This window comes from Bacillus sp. JK62 (assembly GCF_053663455.1).
The window spans coordinates 81,836-106,119 of sequence record NZ_JBSJQA010000004.1 but is presented as its reverse complement, the minus strand read 5'-3'; the positions used below and the strand labels follow the sequence as shown (position 1 = coordinate 106,119).

23 protein-coding genes, 1 riboswitch and 1 other annotated feature are annotated in these 24,284 nt (G+C 49.2%); of the genes, 4 read left to right on the top strand and 19 right to left on the bottom strand.

The features are described from left to right. Positions 1-16: 16 nt before the first annotated feature. From proA to ACWJJ4_RS11690, 7 genes are all read right to left on the bottom strand, one after another. Positions 17-1,264 (bottom strand): glutamate-5-semialdehyde dehydrogenase, encoded by a 1,248-nt coding sequence (gene proA, locus ACWJJ4_RS11720; RefSeq protein WP_094247009.1) that lies wholly within the window; start codon positions 1,262-1,264, stop codon positions 17-19. Beyond that, the gene (proB, locus tag ACWJJ4_RS11715; protein WP_044053138.1) at positions 1,261-2,373 is read right to left on the bottom strand and encodes a glutamate 5-kinase; all 1,113 of its coding nucleotides are present in this window, start codon (positions 2,371-2,373) and stop codon (positions 1,261-1,263) included. Before proB ends, proA begins: the two co-directional genes overlap by 4 nt. 70 nt (positions 2,374-2,443) lie before the next feature. Next, positions 2,444-2,656 (bottom strand) — a binding site (T-box leader). Between the two features lie 86 nt (positions 2,657-2,742). Further along, positions 2,743-3,645, bottom strand: a complete 903-nt coding sequence (gene purU, locus ACWJJ4_RS11710) for a formyltetrahydrofolate deformylase (RefSeq protein WP_017417625.1) — start codon at positions 3,643-3,645, stop codon at positions 2,743-2,745. Positions 3,646-3,718: 73 nt separating this feature from the next. After that, on the bottom strand, positions 3,719-4,033 hold the full coding sequence (locus ACWJJ4_RS11705; protein ID WP_032874649.1) for a DMT family transporter: 315 nt from the start codon (positions 4,031-4,033) through the stop codon (positions 3,719-3,721). Continuing rightward, on the bottom strand, positions 4,033-4,371 hold the full coding sequence (locus ACWJJ4_RS11700) for a DMT family transporter (RefSeq protein WP_070081695.1): 339 nt from the start codon (positions 4,369-4,371) through the stop codon (positions 4,033-4,035). The genes ACWJJ4_RS11705 and ACWJJ4_RS11700 overlap by 1 nt, the downstream gene beginning before the upstream one ends. 66 nt (positions 4,372-4,437) lie before the next feature. Further along, positions 4,438-4,546: riboswitch (guanidine-I (ykkC/yxkD leader) on the bottom strand. 12 nt (positions 4,547-4,558) lie between these two features. Beyond that, positions 4,559-5,104, bottom strand: a complete 546-nt coding sequence (locus tag ACWJJ4_RS11695; RefSeq protein WP_094247010.1) for a GNAT family N-acetyltransferase — start codon at positions 5,102-5,104, stop codon at positions 4,559-4,561. Positions 5,105-5,203: 99 nt separating this feature from the next. After that, positions 5,204-5,722 (bottom strand): acyl-CoA thioesterase, encoded by a 519-nt coding sequence (locus ACWJJ4_RS11690; RefSeq protein ID WP_017417623.1) that lies wholly within the window; start codon positions 5,720-5,722, stop codon positions 5,204-5,206. 188 nt (positions 5,723-5,910) lie between these two features. Between ACWJJ4_RS11690 and ACWJJ4_RS11685 the strand changes: the two genes are divergently transcribed. Both ACWJJ4_RS11685 and ACWJJ4_RS11680 read left to right on the top strand, forming a co-directional pair. Further along, a complete protein-coding gene (locus ACWJJ4_RS11685; RefSeq protein ID WP_094247011.1) occupies positions 5,911-6,771 on the top strand; it encodes a dimethylarginine dimethylaminohydrolase family protein in 861 nt (286 codons plus the stop codon). Between the two features lie 70 nt (positions 6,772-6,841). After that, positions 6,842-7,891 carry a lactonase family protein gene (locus tag ACWJJ4_RS11680; RefSeq protein WP_024085204.1) on the top strand — a complete coding sequence of 350 codons (1,050 nt, stop codon included), beginning with the start codon at positions 6,842-6,844 and terminating at the stop codon, positions 7,889-7,891. A gap of 26 nt (positions 7,892-7,917) precedes the next feature. Here ACWJJ4_RS11680 and ACWJJ4_RS11675 read toward each other — a convergent pair whose 3' ends face one another. The 10 genes from ACWJJ4_RS11675 to ACWJJ4_RS11630 all read right to left on the bottom strand — a co-directional run bounded on the left by ACWJJ4_RS11675 (position 7,918) and on the right by ACWJJ4_RS11630 (position 18,999). Beyond that, a complete protein-coding gene (locus ACWJJ4_RS11675) occupies positions 7,918-8,889 on the bottom strand; it encodes an ABC transporter ATP-binding protein (protein WP_071391950.1) in 972 nt (323 codons plus the stop codon). A gap of 3 nt (positions 8,890-8,892) precedes the next feature. After that, complete coding sequence (locus tag ACWJJ4_RS11670) at positions 8,893-9,792, bottom strand: C40 family peptidase (protein ID WP_146283598.1); 900 nt, start codon at positions 9,790-9,792, stop codon at positions 8,893-8,895. Continuing rightward, a complete protein-coding gene (locus tag ACWJJ4_RS11665; protein WP_217365440.1) occupies positions 9,789-10,856 on the bottom strand; it encodes a dipeptide epimerase in 1,068 nt (355 codons plus the stop codon). Before ACWJJ4_RS11665 ends, ACWJJ4_RS11670 begins: the two co-directional genes overlap by 4 nt. A gap of 36 nt (positions 10,857-10,892) precedes the next feature. Continuing rightward, positions 10,893-11,828: a S66 peptidase family protein gene (locus ACWJJ4_RS11660; protein WP_146283599.1), complete on the bottom strand. Its 936-nt coding sequence runs from the start codon at positions 11,826-11,828 to the stop codon at positions 10,893-10,895. 87 nt (positions 11,829-11,915) lie between these two features. Continuing rightward, positions 11,916-13,535, bottom strand: a complete 1,620-nt coding sequence (locus ACWJJ4_RS11655; protein ID WP_146283600.1) for a peptide ABC transporter substrate-binding protein — start codon at positions 13,533-13,535, stop codon at positions 11,916-11,918. After that, positions 13,532-14,560: an ABC transporter ATP-binding protein gene (locus ACWJJ4_RS11650; RefSeq protein WP_077722107.1), complete on the bottom strand. Its 1,029-nt coding sequence runs from the start codon at positions 14,558-14,560 to the stop codon at positions 13,532-13,534. Before ACWJJ4_RS11650 ends, ACWJJ4_RS11655 begins: the two co-directional genes overlap by 4 nt. Before the next feature lie 5 nt (positions 14,561-14,565). After that, positions 14,566-15,513, bottom strand: a complete 948-nt coding sequence (locus ACWJJ4_RS11645) for an ABC transporter permease (protein ID WP_077722106.1) — start codon at positions 15,511-15,513, stop codon at positions 14,566-14,568. Between the two features lie 5 nt (positions 15,514-15,518). After that, positions 15,519-16,445, bottom strand: coding sequence for an ABC transporter permease (locus ACWJJ4_RS11640; protein WP_014304864.1), 927 nt, complete (start codon positions 16,443-16,445; stop codon positions 15,519-15,521). A 14-nt stretch (positions 16,446-16,459) separates the two neighbouring features. After that, the gene (locus tag ACWJJ4_RS11635; RefSeq protein WP_007407248.1) at positions 16,460-17,284 is read right to left on the bottom strand and encodes a M55 family metallopeptidase; all 825 of its coding nucleotides are present in this window, start codon (positions 17,282-17,284) and stop codon (positions 16,460-16,462) included. Positions 17,285-17,439: 155 nt separating this feature from the next. Then, the gene (locus ACWJJ4_RS11630; protein WP_146283601.1) at positions 17,440-18,999 is read right to left on the bottom strand and encodes an MFS transporter; all 1,560 of its coding nucleotides are present in this window, start codon (positions 18,997-18,999) and stop codon (positions 17,440-17,442) included. Positions 19,000-19,286: 287 nt separating this feature from the next. Between ACWJJ4_RS11630 and htrA the strand changes: the two genes are divergently transcribed. Together htrA and ACWJJ4_RS11620 are read left to right on the top strand one after the other, a co-directional pair. Beyond that, positions 19,287-20,636 carry a serine protease HtrA gene (gene htrA / locus ACWJJ4_RS11625; protein WP_152036128.1) on the top strand — a complete coding sequence of 450 codons (1,350 nt, stop codon included), beginning with the start codon at positions 19,287-19,289 and terminating at the stop codon, positions 20,634-20,636. A gap of 100 nt (positions 20,637-20,736) precedes the next feature. Next, on the top strand, positions 20,737-20,913 hold the full coding sequence (locus ACWJJ4_RS11620; RefSeq protein WP_014417532.1) for a hypothetical protein: 177 nt from the start codon (positions 20,737-20,739) through the stop codon (positions 20,911-20,913). An 86-nt stretch (positions 20,914-20,999) separates the two neighbouring features. On the opposite strand, the gene ACWJJ4_RS11615 is transcribed toward ACWJJ4_RS11620, so the two are convergent. Both ACWJJ4_RS11615 and ACWJJ4_RS11610 read right to left on the bottom strand, forming a co-directional pair. After that, positions 21,000-21,971, bottom strand: a complete 972-nt coding sequence (locus ACWJJ4_RS11615) for a glycosyltransferase family 2 protein (RefSeq protein WP_003154790.1) — start codon at positions 21,969-21,971, stop codon at positions 21,000-21,002. 11 nt (positions 21,972-21,982) lie between these two features. After that, positions 21,983-24,121: a glycosyltransferase family 39 protein gene (locus ACWJJ4_RS11610; protein ID WP_094247017.1), complete on the bottom strand. Its 2,139-nt coding sequence runs from the start codon at positions 24,119-24,121 to the stop codon at positions 21,983-21,985. Between the last annotated feature and the right edge of the window lie 163 nt (positions 24,122-24,284).

The following is a 24,284-nucleotide window of genomic DNA, read 5'->3' as shown; positions in this document are numbered from 1 at the left end:
GGATAAGCTTAAAAGATTATATCCGGATTTGTCCGTTTCCTTTGATGATGATTTTTGTAGATGTTAACGCCGGAAGCCCCATCGGCCCTCTCGCGTGAAGCTTTTGCGTGCTGATGCCGATCTCGGCTCCGTATCCGAATTCAAAACCGTCCGTAAACCGGGTTGAAGCATTATGATACACGGCGGCGGCGTCCACGGCGGTCTGGAAGTAAGCCGCATGCTCGGCGTTCTCCGTCAGAATGGCTTCTGAATGGTTTGTGCCGTACTGCTGAATGTGGCGGACCGCCTCCTGTACGTCCTGCACCGTTTTCACACTGAGAATCGGCGCCAGGTACTCCGCTCCCCAATCGGCTTCTTCTGCTTGTTTCGCTTGAGGCTCCAGCCCGCATATCACCTGATCTCCTCGGAGCTCCACCCCTTTTTCTGTCAGCTGATTCAGCAGCTTTCGTCCGTGTTCTTCGGCCCATTTTTCATGAATCAAAAGAGATTCAATCGCATTGCAGACCGAAGGACGCTGTGTTTTGGCATTGATGACGACCTCGCTTGCCATTTGAGGATCTGCTGACTCATCTATGTACACGTGGCAATTGCCCGCTCCGGTTTCTAAAACGGGTACGGTTGATTCCCTGACCACAAGATCAATTAAATTTTTACCGCCGCGCGGGATCAATACATCCAGCCCGTCATTTAATGTAAAGAGCTGTTTGGCGGTTTCTTTGCTTGTATCTTCTATGAGCTGAACGGCATCAATCGGAAGCTTTGACAGCCCAAGTGCGCGCTTCATCACACTGACAAGCGCTATGTTGCTGTGGATGGCGGAAGAACTTCCTCTGAGCACAACCGCGTTTCCGGTTTTCAGACAGAGTGTGGCCGCGTCTACGGTAACGTTCGGTCTGGCTTCATAGATCATGCCTACTACTCCGAGAGGCACGCGGATTTTTTCAATGAATAATCCATTCTCTTTTTGAATGGTCTCCAATGATTCACCGACGGGATCTTCAAGACCGATTAACAGTTCCACAGCGTCCGCGATATCGAGCAGGCGTTTTTCATCAAGCGTCAGCCTGTCAATAATGTCAGGTGTCAATCCTCTTTTCTGTCCTGCTTCAATATCTTTCTGATTCTCTGTTAAAATCAGCTGCCGTTCATTTCTGAGGCCGTCTGCAATACATTGGAGCGCTTCGTTTTTTTCAGCCGTCGTTTTCATGACCATTTCGGCAGCCGCTTCTTTTGCCAAAGCTGCTTTTTGCAATACTTCACTCATTTGTGTTCCCCCTCGTCAAATAAATTCACCCAATCATCTCTGTGAATCACTTCCACCTGCTTCGTTCCTGAAAGCTGGTCGCTCCGCTTCCCTTTGGCTTCTAAAATTTCATCGGATGAGTACTGCGTCTGCCCTTTGCCGATAATGCCGCCGGGCCCTCTGACTTCCACTACGGCTCCTTTCGGAAAACTGCCGCAGACATCGGCGACGCCGGCCGGGAGTAGACTTGACCCGTTATGGATCATCGCCTGCTCCGCTCCCCCATCAATGATGATTTCCCCTGATATCGGAGAATGAAACATGATCCATTGCCGTGTATTATTCACTGAGGACAGATCTTTATCGCCGATATAAGTGCCGTCGCCTTTTCCGTCTAAAATCACCATCAGTTTTTCACGTCCGGAGCCGGTTCCGATAAACACCTTCACCCCGAGCGACAATGCGGTCTGAGCGGCGAGAAGTTTTGACTTCATGCCTCCGGTGCCGACCTTTGAGCCTGCTGACCCGGCATATCCGAGCAATTCAGGTGTGATGTCATTCAGATAGTCAAACCGCTTTGCGTCCGGGTTTTCATTCGGATTGGCATCGTACAGCCCGTTAATGTCTGTGAGAATCATTAATTGGTCTGCATGAATCAAACCGCTTACAAGCGCCGACAGCATGTCGTTATCACCGAACGTCAGCTCTTCGACTGATGTGGAATCATTCTCATTAATAATCGGCACGACGCCGCGCTCCAACAGTTCCATTACGGTGGCATAGGCATTTCTGTACCGCTCTCTTTTTGAGAAATCATTTCTTGTTAATAAAATTTGTGCCGGCGTCAGACCGTATCTTTTTAAATGGTCCATATATTGCTGCATTAAAAGCGTCTGGCCGACTGCGGCAGCTGCCTGTTTTCCTTTTATCGTAACGGGTCGCGACGGATAGCCGAGAGCGGAAAAACCCGCTGCCACCGCGCCTGAGGTAATGAGGATCACTTCATGCCCGTTTTCTTTTAATAAAGAAATGGCTTCCGTATGTTCCTTGATTTTTGCTTCATCAATACTTCCGTTACTGTTGGTGAGCGAGCTGCTCCCGATTTTCACAACAATTCTTTGTTTTTTCATCGTTTCTCCTCCGTGGCAATCAATCCAAACCGGCTCTCGTCAATAAAAAAAAGCCCATTCCGTCCTGAAAAATAAGGACGAAATGGGCTTTCCGTGGTACCACCTTGTTTGAACGCGTTTTTCACGCGTCCCGCTTTCCTGTAACGCCAGGTATCGCGCCTGAGTTTTCCCCTCAGGACTCCAAGGCAGGTTCGGCAGGTTTCATGCGGCAAAATGTTTCAGCGGGCCATTTTGCTCTCTGTCACAGAAAGTTCTGCGTACTGATCCTCTTCAACGCTCAATGATTTTTTTATATTATGCAAAGAAAACAGGTTCTTGTCAAGACATTTTCATCCATAAAAAACAGCCCGCCTCCCCGGCGGACCGTCATTAATTAAATACGATCGTTTTGTTTCCGTGAACGATGACGCGGTCTTCCAGATGCCATTTTACGGCTCTTGCCAACACGCTCCGCTCAATCGTTCTGCCGATATTCTTCAGATCCTCTGCGTGATCTCTGTGATCGACGCGTTCAATATCCTGTTCAATAATCGGCCCTTCGTCAAGATCGTCCGTCACATAGTGAGAGGTCGCGCCGATTAATTTCACTCCGCGCTCATAAGCCCGTTTATACGGATTAGCGCCGATAAAGGCCGGCAGGAATGAATGGTGGATGTTAATAATCCGATTCGGATGGGCAGATACAAAATCAGACGTCAAAATCTGCATGTAGCGGGCCAGAACGATCACATCAATCTTATACCGCTCCAGCAGCTCAAGCTGGCGCCGCTCAACTTCGGCGCGGATGTCTTTGTTAGCTTTCATGTAATGGAACGGAATATTCAGCGGCTCGACCACTTCTTTCGCCTCTTCATGGTTGCTGATGACGACCGCAATTTCGGCCATCATATTGCCGCTTTGCCATTCCCAAATGAGTTCATGAAGGCAGTGCAGCTCTTTGGATACAAAGATCGCCACTCGCTTCAGCTCACTTGCCAGAGAGAGGCTCCATGTCATGCCGAATGTCTGGGCGATTGAGGCGAACGCCTGCTTTAAATCCTCTTTTTTCTCACGAATGCCCTTGCAGTCGAATTCGATCCTGAGAAAAAAACGTCCGCCTTCAGGGTCAGTCGTATATTGATTTGATTCAATAATATTCGCGCCGTGTTCAAACAAAAACGCGGACACAGCCGATACAATTCCCGGCTGATCGGGGCAGCTGACAAGCAGGCGCCCTTTTTCCTCATTCCCGCGGCGGTATTCTTTCAGCCGCTGTGTCATATATGAATTCATCTGTTTTAATCCCTCGTATCTTCATAATTCGTAACTTATTATAGATTATACTGAAAATTTGATAAAAATCAATTTACGAAAGAATTTTCAGCCCTACGGCTGCGCACAAAATAAGCGCAATGAAAAAGATGCGCTTCGCATCCTTCTGCTCGCCGTAGAAAAGAATGCCGGCTAAAGCGCCGCCCGCCGTGCCGATACCGGTCCAGATCGCATAGGCCGTGCCCATCGCAATCGTCTCCATCGCATAAGAAAGCAGGGAAAAAGAAGCCGCAAATCCGACGATTATGAAGAGAATCCACTTGAATTTCTTTTCTTTTTGAAATTGATTCATTAAAATGACCCCGAGCATTTCACAAAGACCCGCGGCTATCAGGCTGATCCAATGCATTACGCCTTCTCCTCCTTCGTCTCAGGCTTATCCTGTGTGACCAGCTTTAATCCGATGACACCGATCAGCAAAACGCCGATCAGCAAGATTTTCACCGGATCGGCCTGTTCTTTGAAAAGCAGGATTTCACTGAGCACGGTGCCCGCTGTCCCGAGTCCGGTAAAGACCGCATATACCGTTCCTACGGGCAGGCTGTCCGTCGCCTTGATTAATAGATAAAAACTGATGATGATTCCCGTAATCGTACCGCTCCACGTCAGTGCTGAATCAGCATGTTTCAGGCCGGTGACCCATACCACTTCAAATACGGCCGCTATGACCACTAAACCCCATTTCATGTTCTTCATCCTTTCTGTTTCCGGACAATACAAAAAGCCCGGAATAGTCGTCTCACATGAGATTGACTCTCCCGGGCTTTTTTCCCTCCGTGTGCATATGCGGGATATGTCCGCATATGTGTTTTCTCTCGGACCAGGCCATGTATGAACATGCGGAACCCTAGAAAACATGTCTGTTCGTATCATACTACATTTCGCCGAAACGTTCAACGTCAGATGTGATGTCAAATACCGTCAGCCGCCTCCCCCATTTGGTAACGGTCTCACCGGGCACCATGCCGATTTTTTCCGCGACGCGGACGGAGGCAGCGTTTTCCGGATCAATCAGCGCCGCTATGCGTCCGTATTGCTGCGTATGAAAACCGTAGTCCAGACAGGCGTTCGCCGCCTCTGTCGCATAGCCGCAGCCCCAGCGGCGGCGGGCAAACATATAGCCGATTTCCATCAAAGTGTTTCCGCTTATCGTCTGCGGAACGATTCCGCATTGACCGAGAAATGCGCCCGACACTTTATCCTCTGCGATCCAAAGACTGACGCCGTATCCTGCGGCCAATCGTTTGTTCCAGGCAATCCATTCCTTCGTTTCCCGTCTGCTTTTAAGAGAAGGATAATATTTCATGACCTCTCTGTCGGTAAACAGCCCGTACAAATTGTCTTCATCGTCATCCCGCATAGTCCGCAGACGGATACGCCCGGTTGTCAGGATGGTGCCGGAAGACTTATGTTTCATCATGCACGCCACGTCTCCTTTCCCTGTAATAGATTATGGATCCGGCAGGAAAAGTCCTTTTTCAGCATAAAAAAACCGCTTTTCAAAAAAGCGGTTTGACGATTACCAAGGCTTATCTGTTCCGAGCGCCTCGGCCAGGGCCTTGCTGTGTTTTAAGCGGTTTTTTCGTTCTCCGGCGCGCTGTACGGCCGTATTGTGAAGCATGATTTCTTCCTCGGTTTCCGGCACGATTCGCGGAACGCGCACCGATTTCCCATTTGAATCGAGCGCGACGAATGTCAGAAACGACGTTGCCGCAAGCTCGCGTTCACCCGTCATCAGGTGTTCTTTAATGACTTTGACAAACACCTCCATAGAGGATGTGCCGACCCATGTGACGTAGGATTCAAGGCATACGGAATCCTGTTGGCCGATCGGGCGCAAAAAATCTACAGAATCCATTGAGGCCGTGACTGTTTCACACCGGCAGTGGCGGGCCGCGGAAATTGAAGCGATATCATCAATATAGCTCATCAGCTTTCCGCCAAACAGCGTATTGTGATTATTCGTATCAAGCGGAAAAACCCTGCTTGTCTTGACAACCCTTGTTTCTTTGCAAAATCTTGATTCTGGCAACTTCATATTATTTAAACTCCCCTTTGGTGTCTGGTCGTTTTGACATTTCATCTGTACCCTATTAAACAATACTTTGCTCGTTTTGTCTAAAATTTTAAATATTAAGTTGGTTAGATATTCTATCAGAAATGTTTCATTATTCATCACATCCGGGAATAATAAACGCACATTGAATACCGATAGGAGGATATCACATGGACGTATCCATTCCCAAATCCACGCGGAAACCGGCTTGCCGCAGTGAGTTTGATGCTTTGCAGACAGTCATCTTATGCCGGCCGGAACACATGACCATCAAGGATATTATTAACGGAACGCAGAAACATTTCCAACAAGAAAATATTAACATACCCGTTGCCCTCAAACAGCATAGTGAGTTTATTGACATTTTAAGATCTCATCAGATTGAAGTCGTCCTGCTGCCTGCCGATCCCGCATTGCCTGAGCAGGTATTCACCCGGGATATCGGATTTGTCTTAGGCGAGACGGCGTTTATTTCAAACATGGCGGCTTCAGTCCGGCAGGGAGAAGAAAAAGTGTTTCAAGACCTGCTTGACGATAAGAAAATCCCTTATACGCAACTGAAAAAAGCGAACATTGAAGGCGGCGACATCTTGATCGCAGACGGCACCGTTTACGCCGGGCTGAGCAAGCGCACGGATAAAGCGGCTGTCCGGGAGCTGCGGGAGGCGCTGCCGGAGATGACTGTTGTGCCGATCCCTCTCAAGGAGGATTTCTTACATTTGGACTGTGTATTTAATATGATCTCGGAAACAGAAGCGCTATACTGCAAAAATGGCTTGCGGCAGAAAGAAATTGATCTTCTCGCCGAACGTTTTGAGATGATAGAAGTGCCTGAAGAAGAGCAATTCACGCTCGGCCCGAATATCCTGTCCATCGGGAATCAGACAATTATCAGCCTGCCGCAGCACCGCCATACGAACCGCGAGCTCAGAAAAAGAGGTTATACAGTCATTGAAACCGAGTTTTCCGAAATTATTAAGTCAGGCGGTTCCTTCCGCTGCTGCACCTTGCCGCTTGTCAGAACATCTTAAACATTTACAAGGCAGTTTCCTTCAAGATACGTTAATATAGAGAAGACAAGACTCTAAAGGGGGAAACCGAATGGCTAAGTACATAGGATACGCGGGAACATATACAAAAGGCGGAAGCGAAGGCATTTATTGTTTTGAACTTGATACAGAAGCGAAGAGGCTCAGCCGGCCGAAGCTGGCAGCAAAGCTCGGCAACCCGACATACGTCACTCCGAATTCTGATAACAGCATGCTGTATTCCATTGAAAAGGCAGACGGAAAAGGCGGCGTCGCAGCCTATCAGATTCATCAGAACAGCGGGGAATTAACGTTTGTAAACCACCAGCTGATTGAAGGCCCGTCTCCATGCCACGTCAGCATTGATGATAAACATGAATATGTGTTAACCGCTAATTACCACAGCGGAAAAGTGCACGCCTTTCCCGTCAATGAGGACGGAAGTCTGCAGGAGCCGGCTGCCGAAGCCGCTCATACGGGAACAGGTCCTCATGAAAGACAAGAGAAACCGCATACCCATTTCGCAGGCTATACACCTGAGCATAACTACATTGCAGCCGTCGATTTAGGGACGGATACGCTGTATACGTACCAAATGAAAAACGGTTCGCTCACAGAGGTGAAAACTCATTCTTTCGCACCGGGTTCAGGGCCGCGCCACATCGTTTTCCATCCGGCGGAAAAATACGCCTATGTCATGACGGAAATCAGCAATGAAGTCATCGCGCTTGAATACAACCCGACCTTAGGTGAATTCAGAGAGCTGCAGGTCATTTCCGCTTTGCCTGAAGGCTTTACGGACAAATCGCAAGGCAGCGCAATCCGCATATCTAAAGACGGCAGATTTCTTTATGCCGCCAACCGCGGACATGACAGCATCGCCATCTTTAAGATCAACCAATATTCCGGTGAATTGTCTCTTATTGAATGGGTGCCGACAGAAGGCAACTGGCCGCGTGATTTCGCGTTTGACCCTTCCGAGACATTCCTTGTCGCGTCAAACGAAGAAACGGGAAATCTGGTTTTGTTTGAACGCGATCCGGAAACAGGCAAATTGACTCTGCTTCAATCTGACATTCCGGTTCCGTATCCGGTCTGCGTGTCATTTCTGCATCAGGTTTAATCAAAAAGAAAGCTGACATTATATTGTCAGCTTTCTTTTTTGTATAAATGGCAGGCGACAAAACGCCCCGCCTTCACTTCTTCAAGCTCAGGCGTTATCTTACCGCAGAGCTCCATCGCTTCAGGACACCGCGTCCTGAATACACAGCCGCTCGGCGGGTTAAGGGGGCTCGGCAGCTCCCCTTTCAGAATAATCCGTTCACGCTTGTCCTCAAGAAGCGGATCAGGAATCGGGATTGAGGATAAAAGGGCCTTCGTATAAGGGTGAAGCGGTTCCCGGTAAAGCGCAGCGCTTTCTGTAATTTCCATCATGCGGCCCAAATACATCACGCCGATCCGGTCGCTGATATGCTTGACCATTGATAAATCGTGGGCGATAAATAAAAATGTCAGCCCTTTCTCTTTCTGAAGCCTTTTTAAAAGGTTGACGACCTGAGCCTGTACCGACACATCCAGCGCGGAAATCGGCTCATCCGCCACGATAAATTCAGGATGCAGAGAGAGCGCTCTGGCAATTCCGATTCTCTGCCTCTGTCCGCCGCTGAATTCGTGGGGATACCGGCTGCCGAAATCCGGGTGGAGCCCGACAGCTTCAAGCAGTTCATCCGCCATCATCAGACGGGCTTTTCTTGTATTGTAAAGATTGTGGATTTCCATCGGCTCTAAAATAATTTCCCTTACGGTCAGGCGCGGATTTAACGAGGCGTAAGGGTCTTGGAAAATCATCTGCAGCTTGCGGAAGAAGACCGACCGCTGTTCTGCCGCGGCACGGTGTATATCCGTCCCTTCATATGATACCGAACCGGCCGTCGGGTCATACAGACGGAGAATAACTCTTCCGAGCGTCGATTTACCGCATCCCGATTCTCCGACAAGTCCGAATGTTTCCCCTCTTTTAATGTGAAAACTGACACCGTCGACTGCTTTTACGGCTTTCTTTCTTCCTGCGTCAAAATGCATTTTCAGCCCGCTGACTTCAAGGAGCGGAGATGCCGTCATTTTCTATTCCCCCTTTTCGCTTATACAGCGGCGTACGGTGCATAATTCTTTTTCATAGATCGTTCCTTCCAAAGACAGCACTTCGATTGTTTTTCCCGTTTTCGGGGAGTGCAGCATTCGGCCGTCTCCCAGCGCCAAACCGACATGGTGGATCGCGCCTTTTCCTTCTTCATAGGCGAAAAACAAAAGGTCAGCCGGCCGGATATCGTTTACCGCCGCGCCGCACCCGGCTTTTGCTTGGTCCTTTGCATCACGGGGAAGGGTATAGCCGTTTGCTTTAAATATCGAATACATAAACCCGGAACAGTCAAACCCGAAACCGCTCAGTCCTCCCCATAAATACGGAAGCCCGAGAAACATCATGCCCGTTTCGATGACATCGGCTACCCGTCCTTCCGTATGCCGGTACTCGTCTGCGTCAGCTTCATTTACGAACCGTTCTCCGAGAGGCGTCACAACCCGAAAAAAGCCGTTCTCACGTCCTGATGCCGGAAGACGCGTTAAGAAACTTACTTCCAAGTCCGGTTCGCCGTTTGTGTGATATAAAAAAGCTGTCGGTTTGGTAATCCATACGGCGGGGGAAGATGTATAAAAGCCGTCTTTTGAAAGCTGGCTTTTTTTCATCCAGCCCGGATATCCGCGCGCATCCTTGTTTGAAGGCTGGCCGGGAACGGCAACAAAAGCCCATTCCCCTTCCTCTTTGAGAATGATCACCTCTTCCCCGAAAAGCGCTTGCGTTTGGACAAGGTTGTCTGTACATAATTGCAGCCGCTCTTCATATCCCATAGACGCTAACCATTTTCTGATCTGCGGCGGGTTTTCAAGCATCGGCGCATCATACGAACGGGGAGATGACGGCAGCGTCCATACGTTGGCTGCCGCCGCTGTAACGGCTGCTCTCATCTTTTCGCCTCCTCTTGTATCGACACACCGATAATGCCGAGACCCGGTTCATCGGGAATCGTAATCTGACTGCCGCTGTATGTGATGCCGCCTTTAATCAAATCATCTTTCAGCATAAGCGGCGCATCAAAATCAAACCTTGTCACATTCCGTTTGCCCGCGGCAAAATGAGCCGCGGCGGTGATGCCGAGCTTGGTCTCAATCATGCTGCCGACCATGCATTCCACGCCGCATGTTTCGGCCATGGCATTGATTGTTTCCGCCTGCTTTATGCCGCCCGCTTTCATCAGCTTAATATTGATTAAATCGGCGCTTCTCGTCTGCAGCACGCAAAAGGCCTGACGGGGGGTAAAGACGCTCTCATCCGCCATAATCGGCGTGTCTACGGCATCGGTGACCTGCTTCAGCCCGGCGATATCGTCTTTATGAACAGGCTGCTCGACCAGCTCAATGCCGAGGCCGGCGTCTTCCATCTTTCGGATCGCAGTCACGGCTTCTTTCGGCGTCCAGCCTTGGTTGGCGTCCAATCTCAGTTTGACGTTACCGCCGACACGTGATCTGATCGCCTGAATCCGGGCAACATCGTCCGATATGTCACCTATGCCGACTTTTATCTTTAAAATATGAAATCCCTTGTTCACATAGCGGTCTGCATCCCCCGCCATCTCCTCAGGAGAATTGACGCTGACGGTAAAATCTGTTTCCAGTGTATTCCGATAGCCTCCGAGAAGCCGGTAAAGCGGCTGTCCGTGCATTTGCGCCCATCCGTCATATACAGCCATATCCACCGCAGCTTTTGCGCTTTGATTTCTTTCCAACAGCCGGCTGATATCATACAAAACAGCTTCCATGCCGGAAAGGCTCCGCCCCAAGAGAGCAGGCTTCAGCACATCGCGGACTGCGCTTTCAATACCGTCCGTGCTGTCGCCTGTAATGACAACCGTCGGCGGCGCCTCGCCCCAGCCGGTCAGACCGTTGTCAAATGTGAGCTTCACAATGACCGATTCAGCATTGTAAACCGTGCGCAAAGCGGTCTTAAACGGCTTTTTCAGCGGCACGGACATCCGTCCCGTTTGAATATCTGTAATCCTCACACCTGATCACTCCCTTCCGGAAACCCCCGATTCAATCGTTACCGCTTTGGCCGCCGTATCCATAACCGCGCGGGCCCCGATCGGAACGGCGAAGCTCGGTGAACAATGGCCGATTTTAAAGCCTTTAAGCGCTGGCTTTCCTGATTTGACAATGTAATCGTTCAGCACTTGCTCTAAAGTAAGAGACTTTTCTTTATGCTTCGGTTCGCATTGGTGAAAATCACAGACCAGGATTCCGACTGCGTCTGACAGTTTTCCGGCCATCTTTAATTGATTCAGCATCCTGTCGATTTGATACGGCTCCTCATCAATATCCTCGATAAACAGCAATTTGTCTTTCGTATCAATTTCAAACGGCGTGCCGAGTGTGGATGTAATGAGCGACAGATTGCCGCCCGAAAGCTCTCCCTCGGCCCTTCCGCCTGTCAGCACCTCCAGCGGAGAAATGTCCTCCGTATAGGTGAATTCCGTTTCTGTAAAAAGCTGATGATACGACGCTTTTGTCAGGGGATCAGCATCTTCAAGCCCGACATCCGTGCTCAGCATCGGGCCGTGAAATGTGACGAGCCCCGTATTTTGATGAATGGCGGTATGTAAAAACGTAATATCGCTGTATCCCCAGAAAATTTTCGGATTGCGGCGGATTAAGCCGAAATCGATGTCGGCGGCAATGCGGCCCGTGCCGAATCCTCCGCACGCGCATATCACCGCTTTGACATTCTGATCACTAAACATGTCATGGAGATCATCGAGGCGCGCCCGGTCTTCTCCCGCCAAATAGCCGTGACGGGTCTTCAGCGCCCGGCCGAGTTTCACTTGAAGGCCAAGCTCATTCTCTAAAAACAGCAGCGCGGTTTGCAGCGTCCCGCTCTCAGGCGGGCTTGCGGGCGCAATCACACCGACCGTGTCGCCTTTTTGCAGTGCTTTCGGTTTATGGTTCATGACTTTTTCAATCTCCTTTCCGGATTGAAAAGTGAAACACGCCGCTCCTTTAACGGCAAAAGAGCGGCATATGTTTCCGCTGTAAGATCAGGACTTTTCCGCCCATTTCAGATCAATGTACCCGACGGGGTGCCGGACAATGCCCTTCACGCCGCTGTTCTGCAGATGCACCTGATTGTAAAAGTAAATCGGAATGATCGGAACCTCGTTCATGAGCAGCTTTTCCGCTTTATGCATGAGCGCAAAACGTTTTTTGGCATCGGCTTCCTGTTTTGCCTGCTTGATGCAGCCGTCGTATGCCGCGCTGCCCCAGCCGGTGCGGTTCATGGAATTATCCGTTTGGAAAGCCTCAAGAAAACTGATCGGATCTGCGTAATCCGGTAAAAATGAGCTTTGAGAGAACTGGAACTTCAGTCCTTTCTGCTCTTCTAAAAAGACGTTCCATTCCATATTGGCGAGCTTAACGTCTATACCGAGCACACTTTTGAGCTTCTGCTGAATCGCTTCCGCTATTTTCTTATGCTCCGGTTTTGTGCTGTATGTCAATGTAACGGCGGGCAGCTTGTCATAATGCTCTTCCGCCATGCCTTTTTCCAGCAGTTTTTTGGCTTCTGATTCATCCGGAGTTAGTAAACTGCCGCCCGCTTCGCGGAAATCTTTCCCGTCAGGCTGAGTAAATCCCGGGGATACAAAGGCATGTGCCGGCTTTTCACTGTTTTTGGTCACATAATCCGTGATTTCTTTCTGATCAATCGCTGCAGCGAACGCTTTTCTGATCTTTTCATTTTGAAACGGCTCCATTTTAACGTTAAAACGATAGAAATAGAGTCCGGCCTGATCCCACGTGCGGACATTTTTTCCTCCCATCAGCTGCTCGCTCAGCTCTGCCGGCACAAAGGCGGTATCCAAATCCCCCGACTGGAACATCTGATAGTCGGTATTCCGGTCACTGACCATCGCCCATGTCACTTTATCCAGTTTCACCGTCTTTTTATCCCAATACGTCTCGTTTTTGACCATCGTCATGCTGTCGTCATGCTTCCATTCCGTCAGTTTGAACGGCCCGTTGCCGACAAAAGTTTTTGCTTCAGTGAACCATTTCGGATCAGCCTTGGCGACCTTCTCATTAATCGGGAAATACGCCGGATTGGACACGACGCTCAAAAAATAATCCTGCGGGGCCGCCAATGTGACGACAAGCGTTTTTTTATCCTTTGCCGTGACTTTCACGTCTTCTCGTTTGCCTTTTCCGCTGTTAAATTCTTCTCCGCCTTTGATCATGTAGCCGAGAAAAGCGGAAGATGCGCCCGTTTTCGGATCGAGCATCCGCTTCCAGGCGTACACGAAGTCTTCCGCCGTGACAGGATCGCCATTTGTCCATTCGGCGTTATCACGGATATTGAAGGTATATGTCAGCTTATCAGCGGACACCTCCCAGCTTTCCGCCATGGCCGGTTCGGGCTTATTATCTTTTCCGAGCCTCGTCAATCCTTCCATGATGTTATTCAGCGGCTGCCAGGAAACATTATTAAATCCGATCGGCGGATCAAGTGAGGTCGGCTCATTTTCGTTATTGAGCCGCAGCACCGTCTCACCCCCCTGTTCTTTTGCTTTGCCGGGTTCTGTCCCCGCCTGTTCATTGGCTGTACAGCCCATCAGAGCAAACGAAACAACAGCAATCACACCGATCGCCCATCTCTTTTTCATTTCAATCCCCCTTTTTCCTCTGCTGCCGTCAGCTGCTGCTTCAGCCGCTCTGCACGGTGATCCTGAAGCCAGCAGTTGACGATATGGCTTTTGGATTTCACGGTTGTTGCCGGGTATACCTTTTCACAGACGATCATCCTGTCCGGGCAGCGGGCGGCAAACGGGCAGCCCGCCGGCGGATCGAATAAATCAGGCGGCGTCCCGTCAATCGGCGAAAGCTCACTATCCTCCATATCCAGCCGCGGCACTGAACGAAGCAGCCCCTTTGTGTATGGATGAGCCGGATGGTAAAAAATATCATGCCTCGTGCCGATTTCGGCGATTTTCCCCGCATACATGACGGCGACTCTGTCGGCGGTCTGAGCGACGACGCCGAGATCATGGGTGATCAGAATAATAGACACGCCTGTTTTTCTTTGAATCTTCTTAAATAATTCAAGGATTTGTGCTTGAATTGTCACATCAAGAGCCGTTGTCGGTTCATCGGCGATCATAATTTCCGGCTCGCAGATCAGAGCCATCGCGATCACGATCCGCTGCCGCATGCCCCCGCTTAATTGGTGGGGGTACTGCTTCAGGCGGGATTTCGAGTCCGGGATACCGACCAGATCCAGCATGGCGAGAACCTCGGATTCAGCTTGTTTTCTTGTCATGGCGCGGTGTTCCAACAGCGCTTCTGAAAGCTGATCCCCTATGGTCAAAGTCGGATTGAGCGCCGTCATCGGGTCCTGAAAAATCATAGAAATATCGCGCCCCCGGATTCCCCGCATTTCCCGATCCGACATTCGGCAAAGGTCTTTCTGTTTAAATTGTATGCTTCCGGATTCAATCTTTGCCGAATGTTTCGGAAGAAGACCCATCACGGCTTGTGACGTCACGCTTTTTCCGCATCCCGATTCACCGACGATCGCAAACGTTTCACCTTTATATAAATCGAAGCTGACGCCTCTCACGGCTTTTACAGTGCCTCCGTATGTTGAAAAAGTAACATGCAGATTTTGAACGGAAAGAACTTGCTGCGCCATTTTTCCTACCTCCTCAGTTTCGGGTCTAACGCGTCCTGCAAGCCGTCTCCAAGCACGTTAAACGCGTACATCGTTAAGGAAATGAAAAAAGCGGGAAAAAACAGCCGCCACCAATGGCCTGATAAAATCGCCGGCAGCCCGTCATTTGCCATGACTCCCCAGCTTGCAAACGGCGCCTGAATGCCAAGTCCGAGAAAACTTAAAAATGATTCCGCAAAAATCGCCGCCGGCACCGTCAGCGTCATTTGGACAATAATGGCTCCCATCGTATTCGGCAGCAGATTTTTCTTAATGATCCGAAATGTTTTCGCTCCAAACGTTTTCGATGCCAATACGTGTTCATCATGCTTCATCCTCAGCACCTGCCCTCTCACAATCCGCGCCATGCCGACCCATCCCGTCACGGTCAGAGCGACGATAATGGAACTGAGCCCAGGCCCCATCAGCACCATTAACAAAATGACAACGAGCAGATACGGCAATCCGTAGAGAACCTCGATGATTCTCATCATGACGCTGTCTGTCCGGCCCCCTTTGTAGCCGGCGACGCCTCCGTAGATAACGCCGATCAAAAAGTCGATCAGTGCCGCCATCACACCGACAAATAAAGAGATTCTCGCTCCGTACCACGTTCTTGTAAACACGTCCCGGCCAAGTTCATCGGTTCCGAACCAGTGTGAAAAAGACGGCGGAAGATTCTGCTCGGCGAGCGTCTGCCTCGTCACGCTGTGCGGTGATATCAGCGGGCCGAACACAGCCGATAGAAACAGGCAGCATAATATCACAAGTCCGGCCATCGCCAATTTGTTCTTTTTAAGCCGCCGCCACGCATCCTGACTGTAAGACAGGCTCGGACGCTTGACCGACTCGGTTTCACCCTTTCTTTCCGCGCCCGGCTGAAACCAGTCATCAGGCACTTCTGTGTGTTTTACCGTTTCTTGCGGGAGATTCATCAGGATCACCCTTTCTTATGAAGTTTTATGCGCGGGTCTAACAGGCCGTATGCTAAATCAACCAGAAACAGCAGGACGATCAGAATCACACTGTAAAATACGGTCGTTCCCATGATGACCGGGTAATCACGCTGATTGATGCTTTCTACGAAATATTTGCCCATTCCCGGTATGGCAAAAATTTTCTCGATGACGAAACTGCCCGTTAAAATACTTGCGGCAAGCGTCCCGAGCACTGTCACAACAGGCATAAGAGCATTTTTCAATGCGTGTTTGATCACAATTTTGACGGGAGAAAGCCCCTTTGCTTTTGCCGTGCGGATGTAATCCTGAGTCAGCACTTCGGCCATGCTTGATCTTGTCAGCCGCGCGATAATGGCCATGGGACCGACGGCAAGCGCAACAGTCGGCAGAACCATGTGAACTGGACTCGTCCAGGTAGCTGCCGGAAACCATTTCAGATGAACCGCAAATTGCTGAATCAGCAGCGTAGCCATTATAAAATTCGGAATGGAAATCCCGAGCACCGCAAGGCTCATGGCCGCATAATCGAGAAAGCCGCCGCGCCTGAGAGCGGCCGTTATGCCGAGCGCGAGTCCGGAAATCACAGCGATGATGATCGCCGTTATCCCAAGCTCGAAGGAAACCGGAAATCCGCGTTCAAGCATGGCGTTTACACTGTCTGACGGTTTTTTGATTGAAGGACCGAAATCAAAGGTAAGAATGGATTTTAGATAGATGGCGTATTGAGTGATAAGAGGTTCGTTCAGATGGTAGTAGGATTCAAGATTTCGCTGGACCGCTTCGTTTGTGCCCCGCTCTTCGTTAAAAGGCGAGCCGGGTATCACTTTCATCATGACAAATGTCAGAGTGGTGATGACGAGGACGGTCATCATCATGGCGATAAAACGTTTGATAAAATACCGCAGCAATGCCGTTCACCCCTTTAACAGAATGTTGTTCTCATGGCGAGTTCTGTCATGACGAGCATGGCCTGATAGGCTTCCGGCATGTCTTTTGCCTGAAATTGAACGATTGTCGTTCCCGGGATGATTTCTGTGCCCGGCATTAAATGGGCCCATTCAGCCTGTCCGTAATTGGCAAATTCAATGCCTAATACAGGTCTTTCAGGCGGAGTCAGCGGTTTGACCTTATCTTTATTTTTGAGCGCATAGGCTGTTTTTTCCGTCAGGAGCCGTCCGGCTTTTTGAGGGGACAGGCATTTGACCGCAGTTCTTGAAATGGTTTGTTTGACGGCGGCAGTCGTCACATTCGGGATCAGCTCCTCCGCCTCTTTTGCGGCGCAATCATCTCCGGCAGCCATGATGACCGGGACATCGTAAAATCCGGCGAGATAGGCATTTAACCCCAGTTCACCGACCGGCTTATCATTTATGTAAAAGTGGCGGACGCCGAATATCATGCTGTGCGACATGACGCCCGGCATCGACGCTCTCGCATGATAGCCGATAAACATCACACCTGAATACGATTCATCAAGCCCCTGCATCATGGAAAACGGCTTGACATCCCCCGTAATCAGCTCTGCCTCAGGGTGAAGCTTTTCCGCGAGCAGATTATTCATCTTTGAGTGGCTGTCATTCACGGTCACTTCCGTGCATCCGTTATTAAACGCTTCTGCGATGCACCAGTTTGCTTCTTCGGTCATCAGAACCCTGCCGCGCTCATAATTGTGCATGCGGGAATTGACAAATGTTTCATCAGGCAGTCCGGAAATCCCTTCCATATCCACAGATAGATACAGTTTCATGTAATGCCTCCTTTTTTACTTAAAATTTCGATATTAAATTATGAATATTCTAACAAATTATATTAAAAAAGGATGAAACATGCAATATACCATTCTGCCATTATAGGAAAAAACAAACCCTTTTCACCGGGAAAAGGGTTTGCTGATAGAAAAAGTTACATACCGTTTTTGTTGATAGGGTGACCCCGAAACTGTCTGACCGCACTTCTGTATTCGCGATCGGGAATGACCTGATGCCTGATCGGTCCAGGAGCCTGCGGCGAAGGCTCTTCATCCGCCTGCTTACGGACGGCATGCGGTTTATGCGCCAGCTTATGTCCCATGCCGGTCGCATTCATGACAAATGATAAACACACTAAAAGCAAGCTTAAGATGAAAGCAATAAGAAACAAATCGCTGTATGTCCCCATCAGCAGGTCATGCGGCGATTGTGTGCCGCGCGCGCCCCGAAGCATGCCGGAAGCATCTCTTTTCGTAAAATACCCTATTAAAACAGGTGCGCCCATATAAATGAACAGCCTCAAAAACTGAACGGCCGTCATGCGTTTCACCAGTTCCGGAAGCGGTCCGCCCAACGCGGCTCCCATCAGTCCGGCTGCCACGATAAGCCCTGTCCCGGCCGCCAGCATCACGAAAAGCCCCGCAAATAGAATAAGGGGTATATGATGATCCGCCGTCATCCATTGGAAATTCACGAACACCAGTATAACAGAGCCTGTTATGCCGAGCATGCCCGGACCGACTTTATCATATGCTAATGCACTGATAACAGCGGCGATGGCCACGCCTCCCAAAAGGCTCGCATAAAGGAATATCTGTTGAGTTTGTGACATGTGATATGCGGTCTGAAGCTCCCCGTGAAATGCAGAAAGACTGACCGCTATGGAAATACTGCCCGCAGCGATCATGAAAACACCCAAAATCGGCTTTGGAATCAGCATAAGTTTAATCGAAATCAGCGCATGTTCGTTTCTGTACTGCATAATCAGCAAGATCAGAAGAATGACGATGCTTCCTCCAAATCCCGCCAATGTCTGCCATGATGAAAAGCCCCATTTCGGCAGATGAATAAATGTATAGGCGGTCAGCACAGCTGATACACCCGCTAACAGAAAACCGATGCCGTCAAATGGAGATTTTTCAGCATTTTTATGAACGTCATCCCTCAGCCACATATAACTGAAAATGAGGCCGAAAAAAGACAGCAGGCCAAAAATGCCGAACAGCCAATGCCAATGGCCGGCGCTTGCCGCCGCCGTGCCTAAAACGGTCCCCATAATGACGGACCCGTAAAATCCGCCGATTAACACAAATAATGCGTAATTCCGGCGTTCAATCGGAAACGAAAGCACCAGCATCGGAATCATAATCATCAGCATAGTGCCCGCCGCAGCTCCCTGTAAAAAACGGCCCGCGGCGAGCGGATAAATATCATTTGTCACAGCAGCAAGCAGCGCTCCGATGACACCCGCGGCCATCGAAATCATATAGACAGGCCGGGAGCCGAATCTTTTTCTTAAATACGGCCCCGCCGGCACGAATAAGGCAAATGCCATATTACCGATAATAATCGGATGAAGAGAGTCAAAGTTTTCCCCGCCGACCGTCTGCCGGACAAGGCTTTGGACAGCCGAAAGAGCGGTATTCGACATCAGCCCCGGCCCGACCGCCAGCACAGCAAGCAGAGAAATGATCCAGTGATGTTTTTCTTTCATTTGACAGCTCCTTTCTTACTATTTGACAAAGTGAAAAAGCTAACAGATTTCCCCCATTAGCTTAACAGAATTTTTCATATCTTTTCATGTGAAGGATTGAACATAATATCTCATTTATTATTTCAAATCCGATGGAAATTGTCAATATAAAGCGCCGCCGTCCGATTTCGTCTTTTTCACAATTTCCCACAATCTTTTCATTATTATCCCACACTTTTTGTTTAAGATGGAGTCAGTAATAATAGGCAAATCATGCTATGATGAAATAGAGAAACGGAGTGAACATGATGGATAACTATCGTGATGAAAATCGGACAGACCAAAAAGAACAGGAAGTCCTTTTAGTAAAAGAAAACCCGCAGCCGGCCGGATATTCCGCGCCGGACGAGGACAAGAAAAAACGAAGCTTCGGCTGGTTCAGACCGCTTCTCGGCGGAGTGATCGGCGGAGGGCTCGCCCTCGGCATCTATACATTTACGCCGCTTGGAGACCATCAGACTCAAGATACTTCCAATCCGGCTCCCGCTCAGGAAACGTCATCGGTAACCGCTAAGCAGACATCTTCTGAATCCGGCAGCGGCAAATCGGCAAACAGCTCATCGGCAAATTCAAGCAGCATTTCGAATATGGTGGAAGACATTTCACCGGCGATCGTCGGAATCACTAATCTGCAAAAGCAGCAAAGCAGTTCCGATTTATTCGGATTCGGATCAAGCTCAGATTCAAACTCTAATTCATCGGGTGATGATGCGGAAACGGGATCGGGTTCAGGCGTTATTTTTAAGAAAGCAAACGGCAAAGCGTATATCATTACGAATAACCACGTGGTCGAAGGCGCCTCTTCCCTTAAAGTGTCATTATATGACGGCACCGATGTAACAGCTAAACTCGTCGGCAGCGACTCTCTGACAGACTTGGCCGTTTTAGAAATCAGTGATAAACACGTAACAAAAACGGCAAGCTTCGGCAGCTCATCCGCTCTCAGAACGGGTGAATCCGTCATCGCCATAGGTGATCCGCTCGGAAAAGACCTTTCCCGCACCGTCACACAGGGCATCGTGAGCGGCTTAAACAGAACCGTCTCGATCTCCACGTCAGCCGGTGAGTCAAGCATCAACGTCATCCAAACCGATGCCGCCATCAATCCCGGAAACAGCGGCGGACCGCTCTTGAATACAGACGGCAAAATCATCGGCATCAACAGCATGAAAATCAGCGAAAATGATGTAGAAGGCATCGGCTTTGCCATTCCGAGCAACGATGTAAAACCGATCGCCGAAGAGCTTCTCACGAAAGGACAGGTGGAGCGCCCTTATATCGGCGTGAGCATGATCGACTTGGAACAAGTGCCGCAAAACTATCAGGAAGGCACACTCGGCCTCTTCGGCAAACAGCTGAATAAAGGGGTTTACATTCGCGAAGTGGCGCAGGGATCCCCTGCTGCCAAAGCCGGATTAAAAGCAGAAGACATCATTATCAGCTTAAAAGGGAAAGAAACTGACACGGGCAGCGAACTTCGCAATATTCTCTACAAGAATACGAAAGTCGGCAGCACCGTTGACGTGAAGATTATCAGAAACGGCAAGGAAATGACGAAAAAAATGAAACTGACTCAAAAAGAAGAAACATCTTCTTAACAAAAATCCAAGGCAGCCGCCTTGGATTTTTTTATATACAGCTGAAACTTTAGGCCTGGATCAGCCGTATGACTCAGTGTGCAAAGGAGGATACATACACATGAAACAAACCGGACTTTTGCTGGTCGTTACCGGCCTGATCTTGCTGCAGCTGAGCATTCAGCTTCCTCAGCAAAACGCTGCTTGGGGAATGACGCTTGGTGCAAGCATTTTACTGAACCTTTCGGGAACCGGACTGATCATGCGCTCTCTGCACACGCAGACCGGCCGCAGATGAATGAAAAAAGCCGCGGGACATTCTGTCATCCCGCGGCTTTTATTTTACATAAAAGCACCCTGTCCGCCGGCCGGACAGGGTGTTTGTTAAGACATATGCTGGTCCCGATAAATCTTTTCGTTTTTCATACCGTACGCTTTTTGCACGATATAGAGCGGACGGTCTTTTGCTTCGTCATAAATCCTTCCGATATATTCGCCGATCATTCCGAGCATTAATAGAACGATGCCGCTGAATAACAGCTGTATCACAATCAGAGAGGACCAGCCCGTAATGGTGCTGTCTGTAAAAAGCTTCATGTATAAAACGATAAACATATAGAGAAAACCCGCTCCGGACATGAGCATTCCCGCATAGCTTGCCGCCTTGAGCGGTTTATGAGAGAACGTTGTGATCCCGTCCATGGAAAGCTTCAGCATTTTTTTAAGCGGGTATTTCGTTTCCCCCGCAAGCCGCTCATCTCGTTCATATTCTACAGCAGTCTGCTTAAAGCCGACCCAGCTGACGAGTCCTCTGACAAAAGGGTTTTTTTCTTTTAATCTTTTCATCTCATCACAGACTTTTCTGTCCAGCAGGCGGAAATCTCCGGTGTCAAGCGGAATATCAATATCAGTCACGCTCCGCAGCAGCCGGTAAAACAGAGAGGCCGTCTGTTTCTTGAAAAAGGTTTCTCCCTTTCGTTTCGTTCTGACGGCGTACACCACATCGTAGCCTTCTTTCCACTGCTCAATCATATCAAGGATTAATTCAGGCGGATCCTGCAAATCGGCGTCAATGACGGCGATTGCATTCCCCTCTGCATAATCCATGCCCGCTGTGATCGCGATCTGATGTCCGAAGTTTCTGGAAAAATCAATAATTTTCACTCTCGGATCAATCAGACTTTGCTCTCTTAAAATCTCAATACTGCGGTCTTTGCTTCCATCATTAACAAAGATCAATTCATAATGCTCTTTTGTTTGATCCATGACTTCTTTCAGGCGCTGATAGGTTGTCTGAATGACGAGTTCTTCGTTATAAACCGGGACGACTATTGAATATTGAATATGTCTGCTCATGTTTTTTCCTCCTATTCATCAGATTGAAGTTCGTATAGTGAAGCTGACTGATTCATTCCGCCCGGCCCGCCGCTCATCCGGCTGTTTTTACCCGCGGCCTTGCTGCTTTTTGTATCAGCTGCATCATGATTTTTCGTTTTCTGATCTGTGCTTGATTGCCATTTGTCTGAAGATACTTTCTTTCCGTTTTTCTCAACCCATTCAACAATATCGTTGTTTCCGCCTTTGCCCATTCCGGATGTTAAGAAGTATTTTACTTTCCCTTCTTTTACGAGCTTTTTAAATTGAGTCAGCGTAATGGCCGGGTCAGACCCGCTGAATCCGCCGATCGCCATGACCGCTTTTTTCGTTTTTATAATGTAAGGCGCCGCTGTGTTGGAATCGGTTGTAGCAAATAGATAGTCCGCTCCGGCGTTATGTTTCTCTAAATAGTTGATCAGTTTTGTATTGACAGATGCGTTATCCATTCCCATGCCTTTTCCGCTTGCTGACGCAAGCTGAGGGCCTGTTTCAGGCAATGAGCTGTTGCCTCCGTACAGAAGCGGTGTGCTCGCCCAATAAATCGGCATCACCATCAAGACGAGAAGGGCTGCAAGTGAAACATAGTAACTGAGCGGTTTTTGACGCTGTTTGAACACGAACAGGGCGATTGCAGCCACTGCGCCGATAACACCTGCTCCGATGCTCCAGCCCGCGCCGATTTGATCATTGTAGTTTCTGAGGATAAACAGCTCAAATCCGGTTGTCACAAAAATAGCGGCCGGCAGAAGCCAAGTTTTCCAGCCTGTCTGCTCGCGGTACAGATGAACGAGGGCGACCCATCCCGCACCGGTAAGAGCAGCAATCGGAGGCGCCAGCATAATGAGATAATAATGGTGGAAAAATTCCGCCACACTGAAGAATCCGGCAATCGGCACAAGCCACGCTGCCCAAAAGATCGTTTCCTTCTGTTCTGCTGATAATCTTCTTCTTTCTCTCGCCCCGGCGATCAATAAACCGGCCAATCCAAAAATCGCAAACGGCAGGAGCCAGCTGATCTGATCTGATAATTCTTGTTGGAAGAGTCTCAGCGGACCGGGTGTTCCCGTACCGAACATTCCTGAACCTGACTGCATTTTCGAGCCGGTGCCTGTACCGCTTTTTCCTCCGCCAGGACCGCCATTGCCGCCATCTCCGCCGCTTGGAGGGCCTCCTTGACCGCCGCTTGGCATTTGGCCGTTAGATGGAGGTGCCGTCATACTGCCGGTTTGTGATTTGTCTCCGCTTGCTGACTGGCCGGGCGGTTTTTGCATTTGTGAAGAACCGCCGGAAGAAGACATCTCTTTCGATGCGTTTCCGTCGGGCCCGCCCTGGCCGCCGGAACTTTGCCCCGTCAGCCGCTGAATCCCGTTATATCCGAAAGCCAATTCCAATACGGAGTTTGTCTGGCTGCTTCCGACATATGGCCTTTTGTCTGTAGGAATATTGTCAACAATGAGCGGCCATGACAATGAAACGGCTGCTAATACGGCCAGCGCGCTTACCAGTGAAATGATTTTTTTCTTAATCGTGGTATTTGCCGCCATCATATAGAACAGCAAGAAGGCCGGTAAGATCATATAAGCCTGAAGCATTTTTGTGTTAAAGCCTACTCCGACGACAAAAAATGCCGCCAAAAGCCAGATCAGTTTTCCTTTTCGAATCGCTTTAAAGAGAAGCCATGTGGCGAACAAGAGGAAAAAGACCAGTAACGCATCGACATTGTTTGTGCGCGCTACGGCTACAGCAATCGGCGTACACGCCATGACAGACGAAGCGATGCGCGCCGCCGTTTTTCCGAACGTCGGCTTTATTAATAAGTACATGAATAGAACTGAACCTACCCCCGCCAATGCCTGAGGCAGGATGACGCTCCACCCGTGCATACCGAATATCAGCGCGCTGATCGTTTGAATCTGGTATGTAACAGGCGGTTTATCTACCGTGATAAATCCGGCTGCGTCAAATGAAGCGTAAAAGAAATTATGAAAGCTTTGAAGCATACTCGTTACCGCTGCGGTATAATAAGGATTCACCGTATCGTCATTCCAGATGTTGTACATATTCAAGAATGCGGAAGCGAGTAAAATGAGGATTAAGACTGCGTCTATCTCGCGTTTTTTCATTTTCACCTGTGTTTTCACTCCTTTTGTTTAACTTTGAACAAGTGTAACAACCAAATGTGAAAAATTTATTAATAAACAAAGACAATTATTTTGCCGTTTACAAATAGGTAAAAAGAATGACAAAACGGGTAAAAAAGCAAAAAAAAGATGCCCCCGTCAAGCCGGAAGG